At 36.4% G+C, this 19,890-nt stretch carries 16 protein-coding genes, 2 pseudogenes and 1 riboswitch; of the genes and pseudogenes, 8 read left to right on the top strand and 10 right to left on the bottom strand.

The window, feature by feature from the left end:
- Positions 1–87 precede the first annotated feature (87 nt).
- Positions 88–266: riboswitch (cobalamin riboswitch) on the bottom strand.
- 555 nt (positions 267–821) lie between these two features.
- The 3 genes from NV349_RS11055 (at position 822) to NV349_RS11045 (ending at position 3,798) form a co-directional block, all read left to right on the top strand.
- Positions 822–2,303, top strand: a complete 1,482-nt coding sequence (locus NV349_RS11055) for an Lsa family ABC-F type ribosomal protection protein (protein ID WP_271913443.1) — start codon at positions 822–824, stop codon at positions 2,301–2,303.
- 162 nt (positions 2,304–2,465) lie between these two features.
- A complete protein-coding gene (locus NV349_RS11050) occupies positions 2,466–3,203 on the top strand; it encodes a DUF3888 domain-containing protein (protein ID WP_036126352.1) in 738 nt (245 codons plus the stop codon).
- A gap of 229 nt (positions 3,204–3,432) precedes the next feature.
- Positions 3,433–3,798, top strand: coding sequence for a hypothetical protein (locus NV349_RS11045; RefSeq protein WP_036126354.1), 366 nt, complete (start codon positions 3,433–3,435; stop codon positions 3,796–3,798).
- Between the two features lie 233 nt (positions 3,799–4,031).
- On the opposite strand, the gene pdxR is transcribed toward NV349_RS11045, so the two are convergent.
- A complete protein-coding gene (pdxR, locus tag NV349_RS11040) occupies positions 4,032–5,447 on the bottom strand; it encodes a MocR-like pyridoxine biosynthesis transcription factor PdxR (protein ID WP_271913438.1) in 1,416 nt (471 codons plus the stop codon).
- A gap of 168 nt (positions 5,448–5,615) precedes the next feature.
- On the opposite strand from pdxR, the gene NV349_RS11035 reads away from it, so the two are divergent.
- Positions 5,616–6,233 carry an FMN-binding negative transcriptional regulator gene (locus NV349_RS11035; protein ID WP_101966656.1) on the top strand — a complete coding sequence of 206 codons (618 nt, stop codon included), beginning with the start codon at positions 5,616–5,618 and terminating at the stop codon, positions 6,231–6,233.
- A 48-nt stretch (positions 6,234–6,281) separates the two neighbouring features.
- Here NV349_RS11035 and NV349_RS11030 read toward each other — a convergent pair whose 3' ends face one another.
- Positions 6,282–6,800 (bottom strand): spermidine/spermine N(1)-acetyltransferase, encoded by a 519-nt coding sequence (locus tag NV349_RS11030; RefSeq protein WP_271913436.1) that lies wholly within the window; start codon positions 6,798–6,800, stop codon positions 6,282–6,284.
- Between the two features lie 124 nt (positions 6,801–6,924).
- On the opposite strand from NV349_RS11030, the gene NV349_RS11025 reads away from it, so the two are divergent.
- On the top strand, positions 6,925–7,542 hold the full coding sequence (locus tag NV349_RS11025; protein ID WP_036126364.1) for a YczE/YyaS/YitT family protein: 618 nt from the start codon (positions 6,925–6,927) through the stop codon (positions 7,540–7,542).
- Positions 7,543–7,765: 223 nt separating this feature from the next.
- Here NV349_RS11025 and NV349_RS11020 read toward each other — a convergent pair whose 3' ends face one another.
- Positions 7,766–8,044: a DUF4304 domain-containing protein gene (locus tag NV349_RS11020; RefSeq protein WP_257982899.1), complete on the bottom strand. Its 279-nt coding sequence runs from the start codon at positions 8,042–8,044 to the stop codon at positions 7,766–7,768.
- A gap of 414 nt (positions 8,045–8,458) precedes the next feature.
- On the opposite strand from NV349_RS11020, the gene NV349_RS11015 reads away from it, so the two are divergent.
- The gene (locus NV349_RS11015; protein ID WP_271913434.1) at positions 8,459–9,373 is read left to right on the top strand and encodes a C40 family peptidase; all 915 of its coding nucleotides are present in this window, start codon (positions 8,459–8,461) and stop codon (positions 9,371–9,373) included.
- 520 nt (positions 9,374–9,893) lie between these two features.
- Here the strand turns inward: NV349_RS11015 and NV349_RS11010 are convergent.
- Together NV349_RS11010 and NV349_RS11005 are read right to left on the bottom strand one after the other, a co-directional pair.
- Positions 9,894–11,423, bottom strand: a complete 1,530-nt coding sequence (locus tag NV349_RS11010; RefSeq protein ID WP_036126369.1) for a DHA2 family efflux MFS transporter permease subunit — start codon at positions 11,421–11,423, stop codon at positions 9,894–9,896.
- Between the two features lie 560 nt (positions 11,424–11,983).
- Complete coding sequence (locus tag NV349_RS11005) at positions 11,984–12,538, bottom strand: helix-turn-helix domain-containing protein (protein WP_036126370.1); 555 nt, start codon at positions 12,536–12,538, stop codon at positions 11,984–11,986.
- Between the two features lie 142 nt (positions 12,539–12,680).
- Here NV349_RS11005 and NV349_RS11000 point away from each other — a divergent pair, with 142 nt between their 5' ends.
- Entirely contained in the window at positions 12,681–13,883 is a 1,203-nt protein-coding gene (locus NV349_RS11000) for an MFS transporter (protein WP_271913432.1), read from the top strand.
- A 418-nt stretch (positions 13,884–14,301) separates the two neighbouring features.
- Here NV349_RS11000 and NV349_RS10995 read toward each other — a convergent pair whose 3' ends face one another.
- The 5 genes and pseudogenes from NV349_RS10995 to NV349_RS10980 all read right to left on the bottom strand — a co-directional run bounded on the left by NV349_RS10995 (position 14,302) and on the right by NV349_RS10980 (position 17,891).
- Entirely contained in the window at positions 14,302–15,642 is a 1,341-nt protein-coding gene (locus NV349_RS10995; RefSeq protein WP_058844410.1) for a sensor histidine kinase, read from the bottom strand.
- A pseudogene (locus tag NV349_RS23230) lies at positions 15,639–15,851 on the bottom strand (winged helix-turn-helix domain-containing protein); the annotation flags it as partial. The gene NV349_RS10995 and the pseudogene NV349_RS23230, both read right to left, overlap by 4 nt.
- A gap of 80 nt (positions 15,852–15,931) precedes the next feature.
- A pseudogene (locus NV349_RS23225) lies at positions 15,932–16,277 on the bottom strand (response regulator transcription factor); the annotation flags it as partial.
- 12 nt (positions 16,278–16,289) lie between these two features.
- Positions 16,290–16,832 (bottom strand): glycoside hydrolase family 73 protein, encoded by a 543-nt coding sequence (locus NV349_RS10985; protein ID WP_101966653.1) that lies wholly within the window; start codon positions 16,830–16,832, stop codon positions 16,290–16,292.
- 174 nt (positions 16,833–17,006) lie between these two features.
- Entirely contained in the window at positions 17,007–17,891 is an 885-nt protein-coding gene (locus tag NV349_RS10980) for a GNAT family N-acetyltransferase (protein ID WP_101966652.1), read from the bottom strand.
- Between the two features lie 463 nt (positions 17,892–18,354).
- Here NV349_RS10980 and NV349_RS10975 point away from each other — a divergent pair, with 463 nt between their 5' ends.
- Entirely contained in the window at positions 18,355–19,875 is a 1,521-nt protein-coding gene (locus NV349_RS10975; RefSeq protein ID WP_271913428.1) for a spore germination protein, read from the top strand.
- Positions 19,876–19,890 lie beyond the last annotated feature (15 nt).

The following is a 19,890-nucleotide window of genomic DNA, read 5'->3' as shown; positions in this document are numbered from 1 at the left end:
AAAAAGTATCTACTTTCGCATAAATCATTTGTTATCGCACAGTGCCGATTTGGTCACTTTTCACCACCTATTTCCACGTAGGTATTTGGTGTGTACTAGAAATTGGCAGGTCTCCTGGCTTCTCATCAACACGCCTCACAGCCTTCCCGGTTTCCCAGTGGCCTTTGTGATTTGCTCCGAATAACAGTTGCGGGACAGCGTCGGATTTGCACCGACTTCCCTTTTAAGCCAAACTTTCATTTGGCACCAATTCTTACACATTATTCAATTATGCTCCTACTATAACATATCTTTCAGAATAGTAGAAATAATTTTTATACGATTATCTAAATTATTTCTATAATTATTGTAGGGATTGGTTTAAGAAGATAAGGCTACATTGTATTCCATAAAAAAATTTGTTACTATAAAAATACAATTATGAGAGGACTGATGAATGGACAATGATGAACTAATCTATATTTTTATTTGAAATGAATCACTTCAAACGACAAAATATAGGATTAGTCTATCCATTTTTAACAATCAGTTTGCGTTTATTTGTCATGATGTCATTGGCAAATAAAGTTTATTCAGTGAGAGACTAATCCTTCCAATATCCAATTGGGGGGATTTTTTCTTGCTCTCATAGTTTATTCTGTATCTTTCATCTACCTAATAAAGGAGAGAAAAAAATGAGCGATTCTGAACCTATTGTGACGCATGTGATGCTCCGTATAAGTCGTTAGCATCCATCAACTTATACGGAGAAATTTAGCATAGATGGATGTACCGACTTTGTATAAAAGAAAAATGATTTGCTATACAAAGGAGGAATTATCATGTCAATGATACAAGTACAAGACTTAACGTTTTCTTACCCAAGCAGCTTTGATTATATTTTTGAGGGTGTCAACTTTCAGATTGATACAGATTGGAAACTTGGATTTATCGGTAGGAATGGTCGTGGGAAGACAACATTTTTTAATTTGCTATTAGGGAATTATGAGTATAGTGGGAACATCATTTCTTCAGTAGAATTTACTTATTTCCCCTATCCTGTTTCAGACCCAAATAAATATACGTACGAAATTTTTGAAGAAATTTGCCCTCTGGCAGAAGATTGGGAATATATTCGTGAAATAGCCTATCTAGATGTCGATGCTGAGGTCATGTATCGCCCTTTTCAAACATTATCTAATGGAGAGCAAACAAAGGTGTTGCTTGCAGCGCTCTTTTTAACAGAGGGACAGTTTCTATTAATTGATGAGCCAACCAATCATCTCGATACAGATGCACGAAAGACGATCTCTAATTATCTACGCAAGAAAAAAGGATTTATTTTAATTTCGCATGACAGAGCCTTTTTAGATGGCTGTGTTGATCATATTTTATCGATCAATAGAGCCAATATTGATGTTCAAAGTGGTAACTACTCAACTTGGAAGTTAAATTTTGATCGACAGCAGGAACATGAAGAAGCAACTAATCAACGTCTGCAAAAAGATATCGACCGTTTAACGCAGTCTTCCAAGCGTTCGGTAGGTTGGTCTAATCAAGTGGAGGCTTCCAAAAATGGAACTACGAATTCGGGTTCTAAGCTAGATAAAGGCTTTGTTGGACATAAAGCAGCCAAGATGATGAAGCGAGCAAAGAACTTGGAATCTAGGCAGCAAAAAGCGATTCATGAAAAATCAAAACTGCTAAAAAATGTTGAAAAAACGGAATCTTTAAAAGTACAACCATTAGCATTTCCATCAAAAGACATGGTTGTTGTAACGGATGTATCAATTCAGTATGACGACAACTTTGTGAATCAGCCTATTAGCTTCAAAGTGGCGCAAGGTGATCGCATTGTTCTCGATGGCAAAAATGGAAGCGGAAAAAGTAGTATCCTACAGCTGCTTCTTGGCAAGCCTATACAGCATACAGGCTCTATACATTTAGCTGCTGGCCTTATTATCTCCTATGTTCAACAGGATACTGCTCATTTGAAGGGAGCATTATCGGATTTTATTGAAGAGCATGCTATAGATGAGACGTTATTTAAATCTATTCTGCGAAAGATGGACTTTGAGCGGATTCAATTTGATAAAGACATCTCACATTATTCAGGTGGGCAAAAGAAAAAGCTGTTGATTGCCAAAAGTTTGTGTGAAAAAGCACATCTCTATATTTGGGATGAACCCTTAAATTTTATTGATATTTATTCGCGCATGCAGATTGAAGAGCTTATTCAAAGTTTTAATCCTACAATGATTTTTGTGGAGCATGACCAAGCCTTTCAACAAACCGTGGCAACGAAAACAATAGCTTTGTCATAAAGGAATCATTTAGAGAAGAGTCCATTTTCAAAATGGATTCTTCTTTTTAATGAAACCAAGTGACACCTTTATTATTTTTATCTTTAACTATAAAACGTTTAATAATTTTCTGTGATCGACGCACACTATAAAGAAATATTTTATAGAAAGGCTAGCAATCCCATGAAAAAAATCGCTACTTTAATGACTATAGTCACTATTTTGATTATGCCCAGTAAGATTTATGCACAAAGCGAACAAGCTGATGAGAAACTCATCACTGATACATTGATAACAATCCTTAATCCATTTATAGAAAAGGAAATTGACCATTACTACGGCTATCCTAAGCAGTATGGCTTGTATGATGCGAACATTTTGAACGTTATTAGGGAAAGTCAGTTTAGCTTTAGGGTTAACGTTCAAGTTACTACTTTTGAACATGCCCATTCCCCACCATATAGCAAGGAAATCATTACGTTTGAAATCAGTCCAACTGATGTGAACACCCTTCACTATAAACATGAGGCAGATAATGTAGAAAAAGCAATAGATGCATTCTATCGCACAACACTTTTAGACATACAGCAGAGCTTTAATTTGAATTTAGCCTCGTTCATTTCCTATCGATACAATCAATTGCAATACAAGGCTGAAATAAATAATGAAATGAAGCCTCTTGCTACGATTGCAGATGAAATAGCAAACAATATTTTATTTCCTGAGCGAAAGATACCCTATAAAAATGTAGTTGACCCTGTCACCTTTATCAAAGACAATACAGGCTATATGCTCTTTAAAAGGGCAGATGGGACCAATGTAAGCTATCAGCTGCAAAAGAAAGACGGCACATGGACCGTAATAAATAAAGCAAGTAAGCCAGGTAAGAAAATGCAGCATCAATTACCCTGGTATATATAAAGAAGAATGGGAAATTTAATTTTTCCGATTCTTCTTCTTTTGTTAAATAATTTTATAATTAACATTTTTTCTATCATCCCATTTGTGGGAACTCCTTAATGCTAAATCTTTATTATCTTTATCGTTTGCATGAGTCCATTCCACATTATTGAAGGAAAATATTAAGCATTAAAATTTTTCTGAGAAAGTGTTATGATCAGAAAGGATTTATGATTGATGGAGGATTTAAATGAAGGTTGATTTTGAAGAATTATTACATGGTGTTTTTTCATCTTTGCATGCGATAGAAGGCGTAAAGTCTGTCGATTGCATTCTTGAAGTTTTAAAAGATCGAATTGTTTTTCCAGAGATTACTATTTTGATACTGAATGCTAGGTTTGAATTGGTCTATTTGTTTAATGAACAGAAAGTAGTGTTTAAAACGTTAAGAGAAGCTTCGATTGATTCAAATTATATAGAAGAAATCAATTTAATTAATCAGCATTGTAGTTCCATTGAAGGTATTCTAAATGATTTTATTAACACAGATACACTTAAGAATTATTCTTTAAGCCTTCTTTCCTTAAAGTATAAAGAGAAAATTCCGAATAGTTAATATTGTGACAAAGATAGCGTTATAAAAAATGGAATTTGGTAAGAGTTTCTTCTATCAAACTCCATTTTTTAACTCGCCAAGTATTACCATTTATGTTGAAAAAAGATGGTTTGTGCAATGCCAATAAAATATGCTGATTCCGCAATAATATGATTTAACATAACTTTTGCTGTTACATGCATAAGTCCCTCTCCACTTCCACTAATCTATAGAAATAGAGCTTTCAAAGACAGTCACGACATGCTGGGGCTATCAAACCAAGCATGTTTTAATAGCTTAATCCCCTTGTCAATCTCTTCTACCCCTAAATTTGCAAATCCAAGCAAAACTTTTGCGTGCTGTATGACGGAAGGATTGGCGTAAAAAATAGAGGTTGGGTATACTTTTACACCTACCCGTTTTGCTGTTTCAATTAGTTCTTCTTCAGACATTTTATTATTTGGTTCGAGTAGAATATGTAAGCCACTACTAGCCCCATGTATTTTCACGTTATCCCCTAATATTTGATGAATGGACTTTAGTAAAGCCTCATATCTTCTTTTATAGCCATTTCGTGTTTTATTCAAATGTCTCTCCCAATGCCCACTTTCCATAAATAACTGTAAGGTATGCTGATGAAGTCTCGATACAGTTTGAACATAGTAGTTGTTGTTATTAAATAAAAGGGTTAATTCCCTTGGTAAAACCATATAGCTTAGCTTGATGGAAGGAATCAATGATTTTGAAAAAGTGCCCATATAGATGACGCGGTCATTCGAATCTAATCCTTGTAGAGCAGGTATAGGTTTACCTGCATATCGAAACTCCCCATCATAATCATCCTCAATAATATAAGCATTTTCATCCTTGGCCCATTCTAATAATGCTAGTCTTCTTGAAATCGGCATGACCGTTCCGATGGGGAATTGATGGGAAGGGGTGACATAAACAGCCTTGACCCTACTATTTCTTAACTGGCTGATATGAATGCCATGTTCGTCGAGAGGGATAGGTTTCACCTTTATACCATGATCCTTAAACAAGTAACGAACGCGATAATACCCTGGATCTTCCATAGCAAAAAGCTCATTTCTTCCAATTAAATTACATACGATGCCCATTAGAAATTGCAAACCTGCACCAATGACAATTTGGTCTCCTTGGCATTGTACCCCTCTTGCTTCATAAAGATAGCTTGCAATGTAATTCCTTAATTCAAGCTCCCCTTGCGGATCTCCATATAAAAGCAGATGAGCCTGCTCTTCATTCAGGCTTTGCAGTGTTAATGTACGCCATATTTTATAGGGGAAATCTTTTAAATTGATATCTCCATAATTAAAGTTGTACTTAATTGAAGGTAGTTGTTGTTCTTGCGGAGTTGCTAACTGCGGCTCAAAATGATTAGAACTTGTTTGAAAATAGCCCCTTTCGAGTTCTACAACATAAAGCCCCTCTCGTTCTTTACTAATTACATAGCCCTCTGCAAGAAGCTGCTGGTAAGCTGCATCAACCGTGTTGCGACTAATCTGTAAATGTTTAGCTAAGCTGCGCTGAGACGGCAATTTGGTTTGAGCTAAAATATTTCCATTTTGAATTTCAACTTTTATATAGCTATATAACTGAAGATAAAGTGGTTCTTCATTATGCAAGTTAGGTGTCATTTCGAGCATGGCTTATTGGCTCCTTTGAAAATAGCTTTACTGGCACTTTTAAGAGGTACCAGTGATTGATTATAATAAAATCTACATTGTAGAGGGGAAAATGTAAAGACGTGTAATCACAATAGTTTGTTTATTCAAAAAGCTCACAATGATTTGATGAGATAAGGAGAGGTTTGCATGTATGTTCCAAAGTACTACAAAATAACAGATTTTGAAGAAATCAAAGATTTTATTCAAAACAATGCCTTTGCGACAATTGTTTCAATTAGAAAAGGTAAACCAATAGCAGCCCATATCCCTGTACTGCTGAATAAAATTCAGGATGACTATTACCTGACAGGTCATTTAGCTTATGGAAATCCTTTATGGAAGACCTTTGAGGACGTGAATGACCTTCTCGTCATATTTAATGGGCCTCATGCCTATATTTCTTCCTCTTGGTATGAGCATGAAAATGTGCCAACTTGGAATTATCAAGCTGTCCATATATACGGAAAAGCAAGCCTTATGAACGGAAAAGAGTTAGAGCAAGATTTGACTAGCTTACTAGAAAAATATGAGAAATTCCGTGAAAACTCTGTTTTGTGGGATAAACTATCGCCTGAGCTTTTACAGCAAGAAATAAAAGGGATTAAAGGATTTAAAATAAAGATAGACGAAGTGCAGGCTGCCTATAAATTAAGCCAAAATCGTAATGCTAATGATTATGCCAATATTATTAGCGAGCTTTATAAAGAACAACAACCTCAAGCTGATGCATTGGCAGATGCCATGAAGAAAAATAGAAATGACTAATAAAAATGGCAGAAATGTTGTTTTATCAACGTTTCTGCCATTTTCACTTTATTCGAGCGTTTTGGTCATGATGAGATCCATTTGTTCTTCATCCCCCATATAAAAAGAATGAGCACCTGTTTGAACAAAGCCAAGTTTCTTATAAAAACCGATAGCATGGTCATTTTTCTCCCAAACGCCTAGCCAAATGCTTATTTTGTTGTGTGCAATAGCTACTTCCATTGCTTTATTGATGAGGTATTTACCGAGCCCTTTGCCTTGAAATTTATGTCGAATATAAATTCTCTCCACCTCGAGTGACTCATCCCCCATTTGTTCAGATTGTGCCTCATTGACATTTACTTTTAAATAGCCAGCTACTTCTTCATCATCATAGATAAAATAGAAGGCTGAATCGACATTGGTCAATTCCTGCTCTAGCTGATGATCATGAAATGCACGCTCTAAATAAGCTTTCATATTATCAGGCGAGTTTTGGTCTTTAAACGTGTCATTGAATGTTTCGATGCTTATTTCTTGAAGCTTTTTTAAGTTTGCTAGACTACATTCCTCTAATTTAACGGTCATTGCTTCCACTCCCTTATCGTGAACTCTTTCTAGATTTTATATTGCAAATGCAACAAAAAGAGTATATAGTCAATTTAACGTAATTTTATTGTATTTGCAATAAAAATGAAAAGAGGGCTTTCGTTTGAAATATATCTTTTATGTAGTAGGCATTTTCATTTTAACGCTAGGTATTTCTCTAACAATTCATTCCAACCTTGGGACTTCCCCTTTTGATGCGGTTTTAGTCGGATTGTCTAATCATGTAGGTCTAACTGTAGGAAGCTGGGAAATCATTTTAGCTATCCTATTAGTCGGTAGTAATTCCATATTAGCTAGACAAAAGCCTGAAATAGTAGGGCTGATCACAGCATTTATCACAGGTATAGGAATTGATATGTGGTTACTGCTATTAAATGATTTAGCAATACTATGGTATAATCAGGTGGTTTATTTTGGCATAGGGCTAGTTGTGACAGGATTAGGAACGGCAACCTATTTACATACAAATTTTGCGCCAATTCCTGTAGACCGACTAACCTTAATTATAAAAGAGCTAACAAACAAATCGATTTTTTTCTCAAGAACGGTTATTTACCTCTTTTTCTTAGTGTTGGCGATGTTGTGTAAAGGACCGATCGGTGTCGGTACATTATTAACGGTTTGCTTAGGTGGCTTTATCCTGCATTTCTTTATGCCCATTACTGGAAGAATACTAGATACTCTACTGAATACGACTGTAAATGATCAAAATAAAAGCTAAAATAGAAAACCAGCTACTCGATGAAGAAGGAGTTCTAGTTTTGTGATAGCTACTCTTCATCAAGTTTCACTCCAAATTGATTGAAGATAGTCTTATATTTTTTTCGAAAATGGCCCATCGCTGTTCAGTTCCATGCTTTTCTGCAATTCATGATAATAACGCTTAGAAGTAGCATTTTTCTTAGACCATCCATATTCGTAGTAGGATGGATGGAAAATAGAGATCAGGTGGTACCTTCGACAATTGATTCAATTCTTGCTCGGAAGTGACATTCTGCTTCTTTTGATGCTGTCAGAATCTCTTTCGATTGAACGTGTGCCAACTCGGTTGCGTAAATATAGCAATTCATATAAAACATGTTATTAGCAGACTTTTGGAAATTGAACATATAGTTAAGATTGTCGGTTGTTTTATAGAAATTCAAACTTTTCTTGTTGTAGCCAAGCATCGAAAGGAATGGCTTGATGTTCTGTTTTATTAACTTATTAAAAATCTGCTGCAATAGAATCCCTCCTATCAGGTTATTAAGTAATGAGGTTCACAGGTTAATTTCATTTCCTGTTAAAATGATGTCCCTCTCTTTGAATGGATTTTTTCACCTCTTGATTATCGACTAATTCTTCCCAAATCATTTGTCATAATTCTATGTTTTTATATTTTGTTCAATGGTTTTTGGTTTTTTAATATAGATGAAATATATAAAATAGCACTTATATCCCTACACATCCAATAATTTCATATATTTTTGGTAAAATTACCCGTGATTATTGCAGAAGTTTTACACAGTTAAAATTAAGGTTTCAATTTAGCTGTTTAGGGGTAATCGGTAATATTATTGAAAAATAACGCTTGTCTCTTTCATGCTATTCTTACTTTAGTTCAAAAGCGAAAGTTTTTTGAAAGGAGTAAGATTTAATTGAAGAAAAAATGGTTACTACCCATTTTCGCCTCATTTATGTTCTTCACAGGCATAGGTGTTCATGAAGCGAAAGCGGCAACAATAGCAGATATAACAAATACAGCAAAAGCATATATAGGTGTTCCTTATCAATACGGGGGCACAAATATTAAGACAGGTGTGGATTGCTCTGCATTTACACAAATTGTTTTTTCAAAGCTAGGGATTTCACTAGAACGTACATCCAAAGCTCAATATCAGCAAGGTACTTCGATTGCTAAAGATCAATTGAAGACTGGTGACCTAGTATTTTTTAATACTTCGGGAAGTGGTATCTCCCATGTCGGCATATACATAGGTGACAACAGTTTTATTTCAGCTACTACAAGTTCTGGTGTTAAAATTGATAACATCAATGACCCTTATTACTGGGGATCTCGTTACGTAGGGGCAAAACGCGTGACGAACTTCACTGAAAATGAGTTTGGAGAAGTAAAAGATGCTGAAATCGACTTTAGCGTTTATGCTTCACGTGGAGAAGTAGCTCTTAAACTGGCTAAGCAATTACAATTAGATACTAGTAACACCAATTCAAGTTTTCCTGATGTAAAACCATCGTCTAAATATGCGGGTGCTGCTGAGGCACTAAAAAAAATCGGCGTTTTTACGGGGGATGAAAATGGCAAATTCAATCCAGGTTCTCCTATGACACGCGGTCAATTATCGAAAGTTTTAGTGGAAGCATTTCATTTAAAACAACAAGGAGCGGCAGAACAATTTGTCGATGTTCCAAGTGCGCATTGGGCAAACAATTATGTATCCATCCTCGCTTCCAATAAAGTTACAGTTGGTAAAGGTGACAATGTATTTGGGGTGAATGACAATGTTACACTCGTACAATTAGATGCTTTTATCCAACGATTAGCTCAATAACTAACTTCAAAGAGGTGTTTCATCTATGGATGAGACGCCTTTTTTGTTCTGTAGCTCCCCACCTCCAAAGCCCGCACTAATTATATTCACATCAAAATTATATAAATAGATTAAGATAAACGCTATATTAGCCGAACGTACCGAGCTAAATCGAGCCACTTTTTATTTGCATTTTATAGATATGAACGATCTATTAAAACAAGTAGTGTACGATATTTCCAACGATTTGTCGGTAAAAATAACGCTGACTTTGCAGATTGACACCCTTGCTTCAAAAGAAAAGTTTATATGATGTTAACGGACTTGATCGTGATAGAGAGAGTTTGCGAATCCTAAAGAAATAACATTATCAATGGATATTCTTGCTTCTTCTGTACTAGGAGTTGCTCAAAGATGGGATTCATTTTAGCTCTGAATAGATAGCCGGCCAAATTATTGAGTTGTATCGATAATTTTTTTTATAAATCCCCTTTATCCAAATAAAAACGGGCGTTGCTCAAGCTTAGCAACGCCCGTTTATTTATTCTTCCACTATTTTTTCATTAACTTCCCCACTAGCATGATTTTCATGACTAGGTTTAACTCGCTTAATAAAGAAGGCAAGGACGAGTGCAATCGCTGCAATCAATGTTGACAGGAAGAATGTATAAGTTATACCATGTAGCATGGCTTCGTTCATCAATTGTTGCTTTAATTCCGCAGCAGACTGTGACGTTGTTTGAGTTGCATTAGCACTCATATTGTTCATCGCACTTGCAGCTAATTCCTCTGCTTTGACAGTTGTTTTATTGTTCATAATCGTAATCAATACTGCTGAACCTATTGCGCCTGAAACTTGTTGTAATGTGTTGTTCATCGCTGTTCCATGTGGATTATTATGCGCTGGTAGCTGATTCAAACCATTTGTCATTACTGGCATCATTACCATGGACATCCCAAACATACGTAATGTATACAGCACCACTAGTGTAGAATAAGCCGTATCCATACTAATTTTGCTAAAGTAATACGTCGTCACAATGGTGATAATCAAGCCAAATACGGCCAAGCTTCTTGCCCCATATTTATCAAAAAGCTTCCCTGTAATAGGTGACATGATCCCCATCACAATCGCACCAGGTAGCATGAGTAGACCTGAATCCATTGGTGAAATACCACGGATTGTTTGAACGTAAATCGGCATTAAAATCATAGCTGAAAACATTGCCACCGAAATGACAATGGAAATAGCTGATGATAAGGCAAACATTGGATATTTGAAAATACGAAACTCAAGCATTGGTTCCTCCAGTCGTAGCTGACGAAGGATAAAGGTAATTAAAGCGAGCGTTCCAATAATGATCGTTCCGTATACAAGGGCATTATCCCATCCTTTTTCTCCAGCAGAACTAAAGCCATAAAGCAAGCCACCAAATCCAATACTTGATAAAATAAGTGAAATTACATCGAGCTTAATAGGACGTTGTGGCGTCACATTTTTTAATTTAAAGGCTGCGAAAATTAATGTTAGAATGGCAATTGGTAGCACAAGATCAAATAACATTCTCCAACTGTAATGCTCAATTAGCCACCCCGAAAGAGTCGGTCCAATAGCTGGAGCTGTAATCATTACGAGACCGAACATCCCCATTGCAGCGCCTCGTTTTTCGACCGGAAATGCAGTCAGCATAACATTCATTAATAGAGGCATCATAATCGCTGATCCTGCAGCTTGAATCATTCGCGCCCCTAGTAACACACCAAATGCAGGTGCAATACTAGCTAAAAATGTACCCAATGTGAACAAGGCCATCGCGGTAATAAATAATTTTTTATCCGTAAAGCGTTGAATGAAGAACGCGCTGGCGGGAATTAAAATACCGTTAATTAACATATAACCTGTTGAAAGCCATTGTACTGCCGTTGCATTCACATCGAATTCAATCATAATGGCTGGAAGCGCAATGTTTAGTAAGGTTTCATTTAATATAGCAACAAAGGCCCCAATAAATAAAATGGCAATCATGCCGTATGGCGTTTTTGTCTCAACTGAAATGGTTTTCTCTGACATATAGTATCAGTCCTACTTTCTTTATCTTTTTCAATTTCATTCACATGTTTAGGAAGCCTTTCGATTACCTTTAAGTCCTTAAAAGATTTGAACTGCTTCGTTCATTTTTCCCCCAATCTGCTGTTTTGCCCCTGTTGACTTCATCAAAACCACCCCTCAAAAAAAAAGACTATTAAAAGTGTTGACGAAAGAATAGAATGTATTATATAATTAAAATAGGGGTAGTGCGCTGTATAATAAATATACAACGTCTATCTATATAAATTTATCATAAGACATGCTTTATTTCAATGTGTTTACATAAATTATTTTCACAAAAAAGTCGATTCCTAAACTATAGGAATGCGACTTTTTTTCATTATATTTTTATTAAACCTTCCCCGTTCATTCGTAAATGGTTGTGGCGATACTGATAAGGGGTTGCTTTAGAACAGGTATAACTGAGAAAATTAATGATACTTATTGTGTATTTGTATAACCTCTTTATTAAAAGGGGGTTCTTTCTATTTTTTACATCAACCTTTTTAGAGTCAGGTTTCTGCCTAGCTTTTGTGGGATAATTAGGGCGTTGTATACGTTAACGACAGCATTAAATGTACTTTTTCATTTGAGCGATTGATGTAAGTGTGAAGTTCTTCACCTTTAAATTTAATGACATCCCATTGGTTTAACTGATGGCATTTTTCTCCGACCTTCAGCTCTAATTGTCCATTTAACACAAGTACAATTTCTTCAGACCCTGCTAAGTGACATTCACTGTACTTACTATTTGGCTCGATACAGCCTCTATACCACTCTGATCCATGTGTTTTAAATAATGGTTCGACAAACCAGTCGTTATTATGCCCTGCAAATTGATACTCCGAGCCGAATCGATGGACTTCTGTATGTTCTTCAAATGTTAATAAAGAAACGAGTGGAATATTGAGTCCTCTACATATTTTCCACAGGATATTGACGGTTGGATTTGTTTCCCCTCTTTCAATTTTCCCTAATGTCAATTTACTAACATTGCTGACATTCGCTAGCTCCTCTAAACTCATCCTTTTGTTTTTTCGAATTTCTCTTAGATTAACCCCGACTTGACCAGATAAGTCAATATTTTCCTCATTCATTATGCGCACCCCTTTCATTGACTTTGTATATTAAGTATATTATAGTATACAAGTCGATAAATTATAGTTTATTTTTAAAATAAAAAGTTAATTATAGTATATCAAATAATCATCTATATTGACAAAAAGAGGTGTGCTTTCAATGATAGCAAAATCAAAAAATCTATATATTATTTGGAGCGTTTTTTCTTTATTCATACTCTCTATGAATCTACGAGCTTCCATTACATCCATCTCACCCGTGCTGAAAAATATCCAGGCCGATTTACAGATGTCGAGTGTTGTCGTCAGTTTACTAACGGCTTTACCCGTTTTTTGTATGGGGCTTTTTGCACCACTGGCTGGAAAGTTAAGTGCACGGTGGGGCATTGAGCTGACGATTGCGTTATCGATTTTATTAATTGGCGTATCAACTGCATTACGTTTAGTAGCGACTTTCCCTTTTCTTTTATTATTGACAGCTGTCTTTAGCGGAATAGGCATTGCCATTACAGGTCCACTAATTTCTGGTTATATTAAAAAGCATTTTCCTAAATCCTCATCCTCGATGATTGGTGTTTATTCAGCTGGCATGGGGATTGGTGCATCTTTAAGTGCTGGCTTAGTCGTGCCTGTTATGCATGCTTTTCACCAATCTTGGAACATCGCTTTAGCGATCTGGTCTTTGTTTGCACTAGTAGGAATCATCGTTTGGATTCCTATTATAAAAAAATCACATCAATCACAAAACATAGCAGAGCAAGCTGTCAGTCAAAAAAGCCGACTACCTTGGGGAAATCGTTATGTTTGGCTTTTGATGGTGATGTTTGGTTTACAATCGGGTGTTTATTATTCCTTGGCAACATGGCTTGCGCCAAAAGTACAGGACATGGGTTATAGTGATGCATATGCCGCAACAACGGTTACTATTTTTTCTGTTATGCAAATGATTTGTAGCTTTATTATTCCAATTATCATTAATAATAGTGTGAAGAGAAAACCTTGGATGCTACTATGTGCTTTCAGCTCCTTTATCGGCATCCTATTATTAATAATTGGCGGGACTTCTCCAATTCTCTGTGCCGCATTAACGGGGATAGGTGCTGGTGGTTTATTCCCATTAGCTATGATTCTGCCTTTAGATGCAACGACTACACCAAAAGCTGCAAGCGAATGGACAGCCATGATTCAATTTGGTGGCTATATTATTAGTGGAATTATTCCGATGCTTGTTGGGGTCATAAAAGATGTCACTAATACATTTGACGTTGCCCTTTTCGCCCTATTAGTGGTAATGTTTGTTCTCATGCTGCTAACGTTAAAAGTGAGAACAAAAACCGATTCAACTATGCGTATACTTTCCTAATAGACAAAAGGGGGGTCACTTCATGTGACCTCCCCTTTTTCATGTTGAAAGATGATGCTAATCCCCTAAGAGTGACGCTGGCTTTACTCCAATCTTAAGTGGCTTTTTGTCTTTCTTACTAGTAAGTAGTAATGAATAAAATAGCACATCATTAGGAGAAGAATACGTTCTTATTTTCAATGTGAAGAAGTATTAGTCACAACAGCCATCGATAAAATGAGGGATGAACACCTTCATTTTTGCTAAAAGATATCACTTTTATTGATTTGTTGAGTTTCAATCAGCATAGATAATGGCTGCCCCACTTTACTCTGTTGCAAATACCTCTACATGTAAAGAAAATCCTCGTGGAAAACATTGTCTAGCTCCTCTATTGGAGGAAATAGTCCCCATCTACATCATTGTAAAGAGTAAGGCACTATCCCCTCTGCCAAAAATTAATTGTAAAGGTGATTTTCCCATCGGCTAATGTGGATTTAGTCGTGTAGCCTAATTGTTCAGCAAGACTTTTCACTGTGGCGAGACCGAGACCAGTTCCTGAAATATGCTTGTTTCGAGAGCTTTCCCCTACATAAAATGGCTGCCATATTTTAGAGATATCTGGCAGTGTAGTATCATTCGTAATTTCTAGCCTACCATGTGAATCGAAGCAGATGAATATGTCACGACCAGAGGTATATTTGACAGCATTACTGATCAAATTCTCTACAATAAAATGGACTTTCTCTTGCTCGGTGTTTAGCATGAATTCGGTTAGTTCTGATTGAAGAAAAATTTGTTTATCTCCCTGCAGCGGCTGATAGCTATGAATGATTTGTTGCAGTAGCTGAATAACATCAAAGCTGGATACTTTCGAATCGTTTTCTTCAGTTCTAGCGAAATAAAGCATATCTGTGATGATTTTTTCCATTCGATCTATTTGCTGATGAATAACGGTTAAATAGGTTCCATCATCCATCCCATCTTCCATTCCACTTGCATATACGTTGATTAAGGCAAGAGGCGTCTTTAGCTCATGTGTTAAGCCTACCATAAATTGCTTCAAATCCAGATTGCGTTGCGTTAATTGCTGTTGGGCTGATTCCAGTGTTTGACTCATTTTATTAATGCTTTTGGCTAATTCTTCGATTTCATCACCTGTTTGAATGTTTGCCTGCTGAAAATTTAGTGCGCCAATTTCCTGTGCCACTTGTTGTAGCTCATTTAATGGATTGGTCAGCTTGCGAGATAAGAGGGCTGTCACCATGATAATTACTAAAATACTGGCAATTAAAAAGACGAAATTAAAGCGATTGATAAAAGAAGCAATATCCGTAAAATGAGCCATAGAGGCCCCAATCATTATAAGCTGATTTCCCTCTTTGGCATAATGTACAAGAAAGCTCGATTTTTGTTTTCCTTGATCATACAGTTTGCCTACTATTTTTTCTCCAGCTATGTCTTGTAGCACTTCTTCTGAAACCCAAAATTTATTAAGAGCGATCTGTTCTCTCGCCAGCTGTAGTCTTAAATTTTCGTTCAGATTATCGATGGAGCCTTCAAGAGGCACAGTGATGATTGTGACATCAAATTGTCGTTCCACTAGGCTAGGTTCATCCTTGGTCTGATACGTTTCATAAGCGTCTGCTACTTTTTTATTTAACTGATAGAGATAATATTTAGGCAGAAAAAATTGGCTGACGACAAGCGAAATCGTAAACGTAACAATCACAACGAATGTGATATAAATGGTTAATTTAGTGCCAATTTTTTGCTTCATTCGCTTGTACTATAGCCAACACCTCTATGTGTTTGGATAATATCCTCTCCTATTTTTTCTCGTAATCGTCGAATATGTGTATCGACGGTACGAGGATCTCCGACATATTCCAGTCCCCACACTAAATCTAAGAGCTGATCTCTCGTTAAGATTTGTCTGCGATTCTGGCTAAAAACGCGTAACAGCTCGAATTCTGTTTTGGTTAACTCAATTTCTGTCCCTGCTCGCCAAACGCGCTTGCTAGCGATATCGAAGGATACTTCCTTTAGTTGCTGGACAGACTCTATGTGCAGCAATTTTTTCACCCTCATAATGAGTACCTTTGGATAAAATGGTTTATGGACATAATCATCAGCTCCATCTGCTAGCGCTTGAAATTCATCCTCACCAGTGTCCCTTGCTGTAAGCATTAAAACCTTGATTTTTTGTGTTTTTTTCATCTCACGACAAACTGTAATGCCATCTATTTTAGGCATCATCCAATCTAAAATCGCTAAATCAATTTTTTGTTGATAAAATATCGCAAGTGCTTCCTCCCCGTTTATAGCAGTAAAGACAGTGAATCCCTCCCTTTGAAAATAGCTTTGTAAAATCTTTAACATATCTAATTCATCATCAGCAATGAGTATATTCATTTTATAGAACTCCTATTGATCATATTTTCCTAAATGATATTGTTCGATAATCGCAATTAATTTTTCAGGATATAAAGGGTCTGTCGAGTAATTGCTTTTTTTTAAGGCATAGGCTGCCTCTTGATAATTGGTTGCCTTCAGCACCTCATCATATTGATGGGCATTCCAGCTCGTTCCATTTAATAATAGCTGACGATGGTCCTTTAATGCACTTTTCCAATCAGGATAGGCTCGAAATTCAGCTTCGGTTGTATAGCTTTTATTGTTTTGATATTCCATTGTCGGCATTTTGATGGACTTCCCTTGATACCGTCCCTTTATCCCAAACAAATTATTGGCATTGACAGCCAATTCACTCCGTCCAAAATTGGATTCTAAAATAGCCTGCGCGATTGTTATACTAGGCAATATCTCTCCGTTTTGTTGATGTAATGCAACAGCGATTGGCGCAATGTCGTCGACAAATTTCATTTCATCGTTATTGTCCTGCCCACATAGTTTGGCTACGTACAAGCTTATCATTACTGCAAATAAGATGATGATTATTTTTTTCATAGTGTTTAACCTCAATTCCATTCATGTGATGCTTGTATCGTAAAACAACAATGTTACAGCCATTTGACAAAATATCATAAATGGCTAAAAAAAGCCCGCACCTTTGAAGGTACGAGCTAGTATTCATGTTATTTTTGCTTTGATGAATTTTTGTTAAAAGCACTCATGTCCAGACTAACAATGGGATGTTAAAGGGAACATAAAGTTACCTTGTAGGAGTGGGTTTTTCGATAGGATGAATAGGGCGTCGTCATCATTTGGTGTGATGGTTGTTGTCATGTCGTCCATCGCAAAGTTAGGTGTGAAATAAAATACCACCTTTTTCGTTGTTTGTTTTACAATGCTTGCTAACACAGCCTCCACATTGATTGCCTGCTGGGAGATGATATCGTAAATATTTAATATCCCGTCCTCTTCCTCCATTAACACAATGGTTGCTAAATCTTCTAAATAGTAAATGGCATGTTGGAATACTAGGGTGAAATAAAACATTAATAAACTCTCGTTTTGTTCAACATCTACAATATTTGAAAGGATATGACGATTTTTCGCATAGTTTTCAAGGAGTGTTAGATCCTGTTCAATTGTCAACTGTCGGACGATGGCATCCTCCCTCAGTGGAATAGGCTTTTCCGTGAGGTCTAAGCTAAATTCGCTTTCATGAATTCGTGTAAAGCCAAACTTTGGATAAAAATCTAGTACCGTATCATTGGCAAAAAGATACATAAAATCACAGGCATCTTCGTATTCCTTGAGAATATGCTGCATTAACTGCTTAGCCAAACCTTGATGGCGATACTTTTCATCGGTCATCACCGTACCAATTTGAATCCCTTTTAATTGTTGACCATTTATTAGTACAGACATTTTATGAATAGAGGCATTGGCAATCACTTTTCCTCCCTGAACAAAAGAATACGGAATATATCGATCATTCCAATAGCCTTTGTTGTACCAGCCTCTAAAATCTAAGCCGAATGTTTCGATGGCTAAATCATTAAAGCTGGCCTTCAATTTTTCATCATGACGATAATTACTCACTAACTCATATTTTATCACGTCTATTCCCTCCGATTTTATGTTTTATTAGCTCATTATTGTGGGAATACTCACCTCCTAAAAACAGAAAAAAGACCTTATGAGAACAAACTCATAAAGTCCTTTGTTATATACAGAAAATAATGCTAGCCACTTAAGTAACTACCAATGATCTCTGTTTACATGGATCAGACAGGATTATGCTGCTCTTCGTTATCGCAAGAGGGCCATACTAAATAAACCCTATAATTCACAAAAAATTATAGAATAGCCCCTTTATTAAATTCATTGGAATTTAATTTGCGATAATTAGTTTTAGCATAAACGGCTGATCTCCCTTCTGTTTTTAAGAATACTATTATACTACCACTTTTTGTTAAGTACTGTCTACTTGATGATGAAAATGAAGGAAATAAGTATAGAATACCCCTTTCAAGACAATTCTATAAAAGAAGTTAGCAATGAAGGGAGCCTACAATTCATCATGAAATTTAAACTACCTTTCAATAAACAACAGCCACCTTCCATCAAAGAGGCACCTAAAGAAAATCTTGTGAGGGTTGCACATACAACAGAACATTTTATTCAATCAATCAAAAATGCAACAAATGATCCAGCTGATTTAATTATTAAATCACTTCCTCCAAAATTGACCCTTATTTATATCGATAACTTAATTGATGATCAATCTTTGAATAATGATATTATCGCCTGTTTACAGAACAAGCCACATGAAACACCAGAGGACATTGTGATGGCCCTTTCTATTGCTGAAGTAAGTCAAGCCAGTTTATTAAAGGAAACTGTAGCGTCAATGGTCAATGGATCTGTTGTGATTCATGTAGACGGTAGCTCACAAGTGATTTTAGCCAATATCGCTAGCCGAGAATCTAGAGCTTTGTCAGCTCCTGAAAATGAATCACAAGTAATTGGTACACAGGTTGGTTTCAATGAGAGTCTTTCAACGAATATTTCCTTAATTCGTCGCTACATAGTAAGTCCGAATCTTTGCAATGAAAAAATAAAAGTTGGCACGCGCACCAATACGTCTGTTTCACTCCTATATATGCATGGGATTGCTAATGATCAAATGGTCCAGACGTTACGCCAGCGAATTACAGACCTTACGATCGATGAATTGCTCGATAGTGCGGTTCTAGCAGAAATGATTGATGATAATTCATTATCAGTCTTCCCACAGATGCTGCTGACAGAAAGACCTGACAGATTTTGTGATGCGGTTTTAGATGGCAAGGTGGGCGTTCTTGTAGATGGTAGCTCAATGGCCATCATTGGCCCCCAAGCCTTTACTGAGTTTTTCCAAAGTCAGGAAGATCAAAATTTAAGATGGCAAATTGCTACTTTTCTCCGTTTATTGCGACTTACTGCCTTTTTTTTGTCCGTTTATTTAACACCTTTTTACGTGGCAGCTTTGACCTTTCATTACGAGGTAATTCCGCAAGCCTTCCTCGTACCATTAAGTGAATCGAGGGCTTTGGTTCCGTTCCCACCGATATTTGAAGCTTTACTGCTGGAAATTATCATTGAATTATTGAGAGAAGCTGGAGCCAGATTGCCAACTAAAATTGGACAAACGATTGGTATCGTTGGCGGTATCGTTATCGGGACAGCAGCTGTACAGGCAGGTATAACAAGTAATATTTTACTGATTATTATTGCACTAAGTGCTTTAGCATCATTTACCTCACCGAGTTATATGATGGGCAATGTGGTTCGTCTTATTCGCTTCCCTATTATTATACTTGCAGGATTTTGGGGTTTTTACGGCATCATGCTGGCTTTTTGTTTTATTCTTATCCATCTGTTACGCCAGACAAGCTTGGGAGCACCATATATGTCTCCTTTCTACCCACCAAGATTGAAGGAAATGCGGGATAGTATTATCAGAATGCCTATTCCCTTAACAGCAAAAAGACCTGCTTTAACAAGACCGAAGGATGATTATAAATTCGAGCCTGAGCCTGTAAAACCGGAAAAAAGTTGAACTGAAGGTGAGATA

It is taken from the genome of Lysinibacillus sp. OF-1 (assembly GCF_028356935.1).
Taxonomy (GTDB): domain Bacteria; phylum Bacillota; class Bacilli; order Bacillales_A; family Planococcaceae; genus Lysinibacillus; species Lysinibacillus fusiformis_D.
Note: the sequence above shows the minus strand (reverse complement) of the source record. Positions and strands in the feature narration are given on the sequence as shown.

What these genes read in the sequence shown, in the direction of transcription:
- NV349_RS11055 (WP_271913443.1), top strand. Translation starts at nt 822, where the DNA reads ATGTCAATGATACAAGTACAAGACTTAACGTTTTCTTACCCAAGCAGC.
- NV349_RS10995 (WP_058844410.1), bottom strand. Translation starts at nt 15,642, where the DNA reads ATGAAGCAAAAAATTGGCACTAAATTAACCATTTATATCACATTCGTT.
- NV349_RS11035 (WP_101966656.1), top strand. Translation starts at nt 5,616, where the DNA reads ATGTATGTTCCAAAGTACTACAAAATAACAGATTTTGAAGAAATCAAA.
- NV349_RS11010 (WP_036126369.1), bottom strand. Translation starts at nt 11,423, where the DNA reads ATGTCAGAGAAAACCATTTCAGTTGAGACAAAAACGCCATACGGCATG.
- pdxR (WP_271913438.1), bottom strand. Translation starts at nt 5,447, where the DNA reads ATGCTCGAAATGACACCTAACTTGCATAATGAAGAACCACTTTATCTT.
- NV349_RS11050 (WP_036126352.1), top strand. Translation starts at nt 2,466, where the DNA reads ATGAAAAAAATCGCTACTTTAATGACTATAGTCACTATTTTGATTATG.
- NV349_RS11045 (WP_036126354.1), top strand. Translation starts at nt 3,433, where the DNA reads ATGAAGGTTGATTTTGAAGAATTATTACATGGTGTTTTTTCATCTTTG.
- NV349_RS11000 (WP_271913432.1), top strand. Translation starts at nt 12,681, where the DNA reads ATGATAGCAAAATCAAAAAATCTATATATTATTTGGAGCGTTTTTTCT.
- NV349_RS10985 (WP_101966653.1), bottom strand. Translation starts at nt 16,832, where the DNA reads ATGAAAAAAATAATCATCATCTTATTTGCAGTAATGATAAGCTTGTAC.
- NV349_RS10975 (WP_271913428.1), top strand. Translation starts at nt 18,355, where the DNA reads ATGAAATTTAAACTACCTTTCAATAAACAACAGCCACCTTCCATCAAA.
- NV349_RS11030 (WP_271913436.1), bottom strand. Translation starts at nt 6,800, where the DNA reads ATGACCGTTAAATTAGAGGAATGTAGTCTAGCAAACTTAAAAAAGCTT.
- NV349_RS11005 (WP_036126370.1), bottom strand. Translation starts at nt 12,538, where the DNA reads ATGAATGAGGAAAATATTGACTTATCTGGTCAAGTCGGGGTTAATCTA.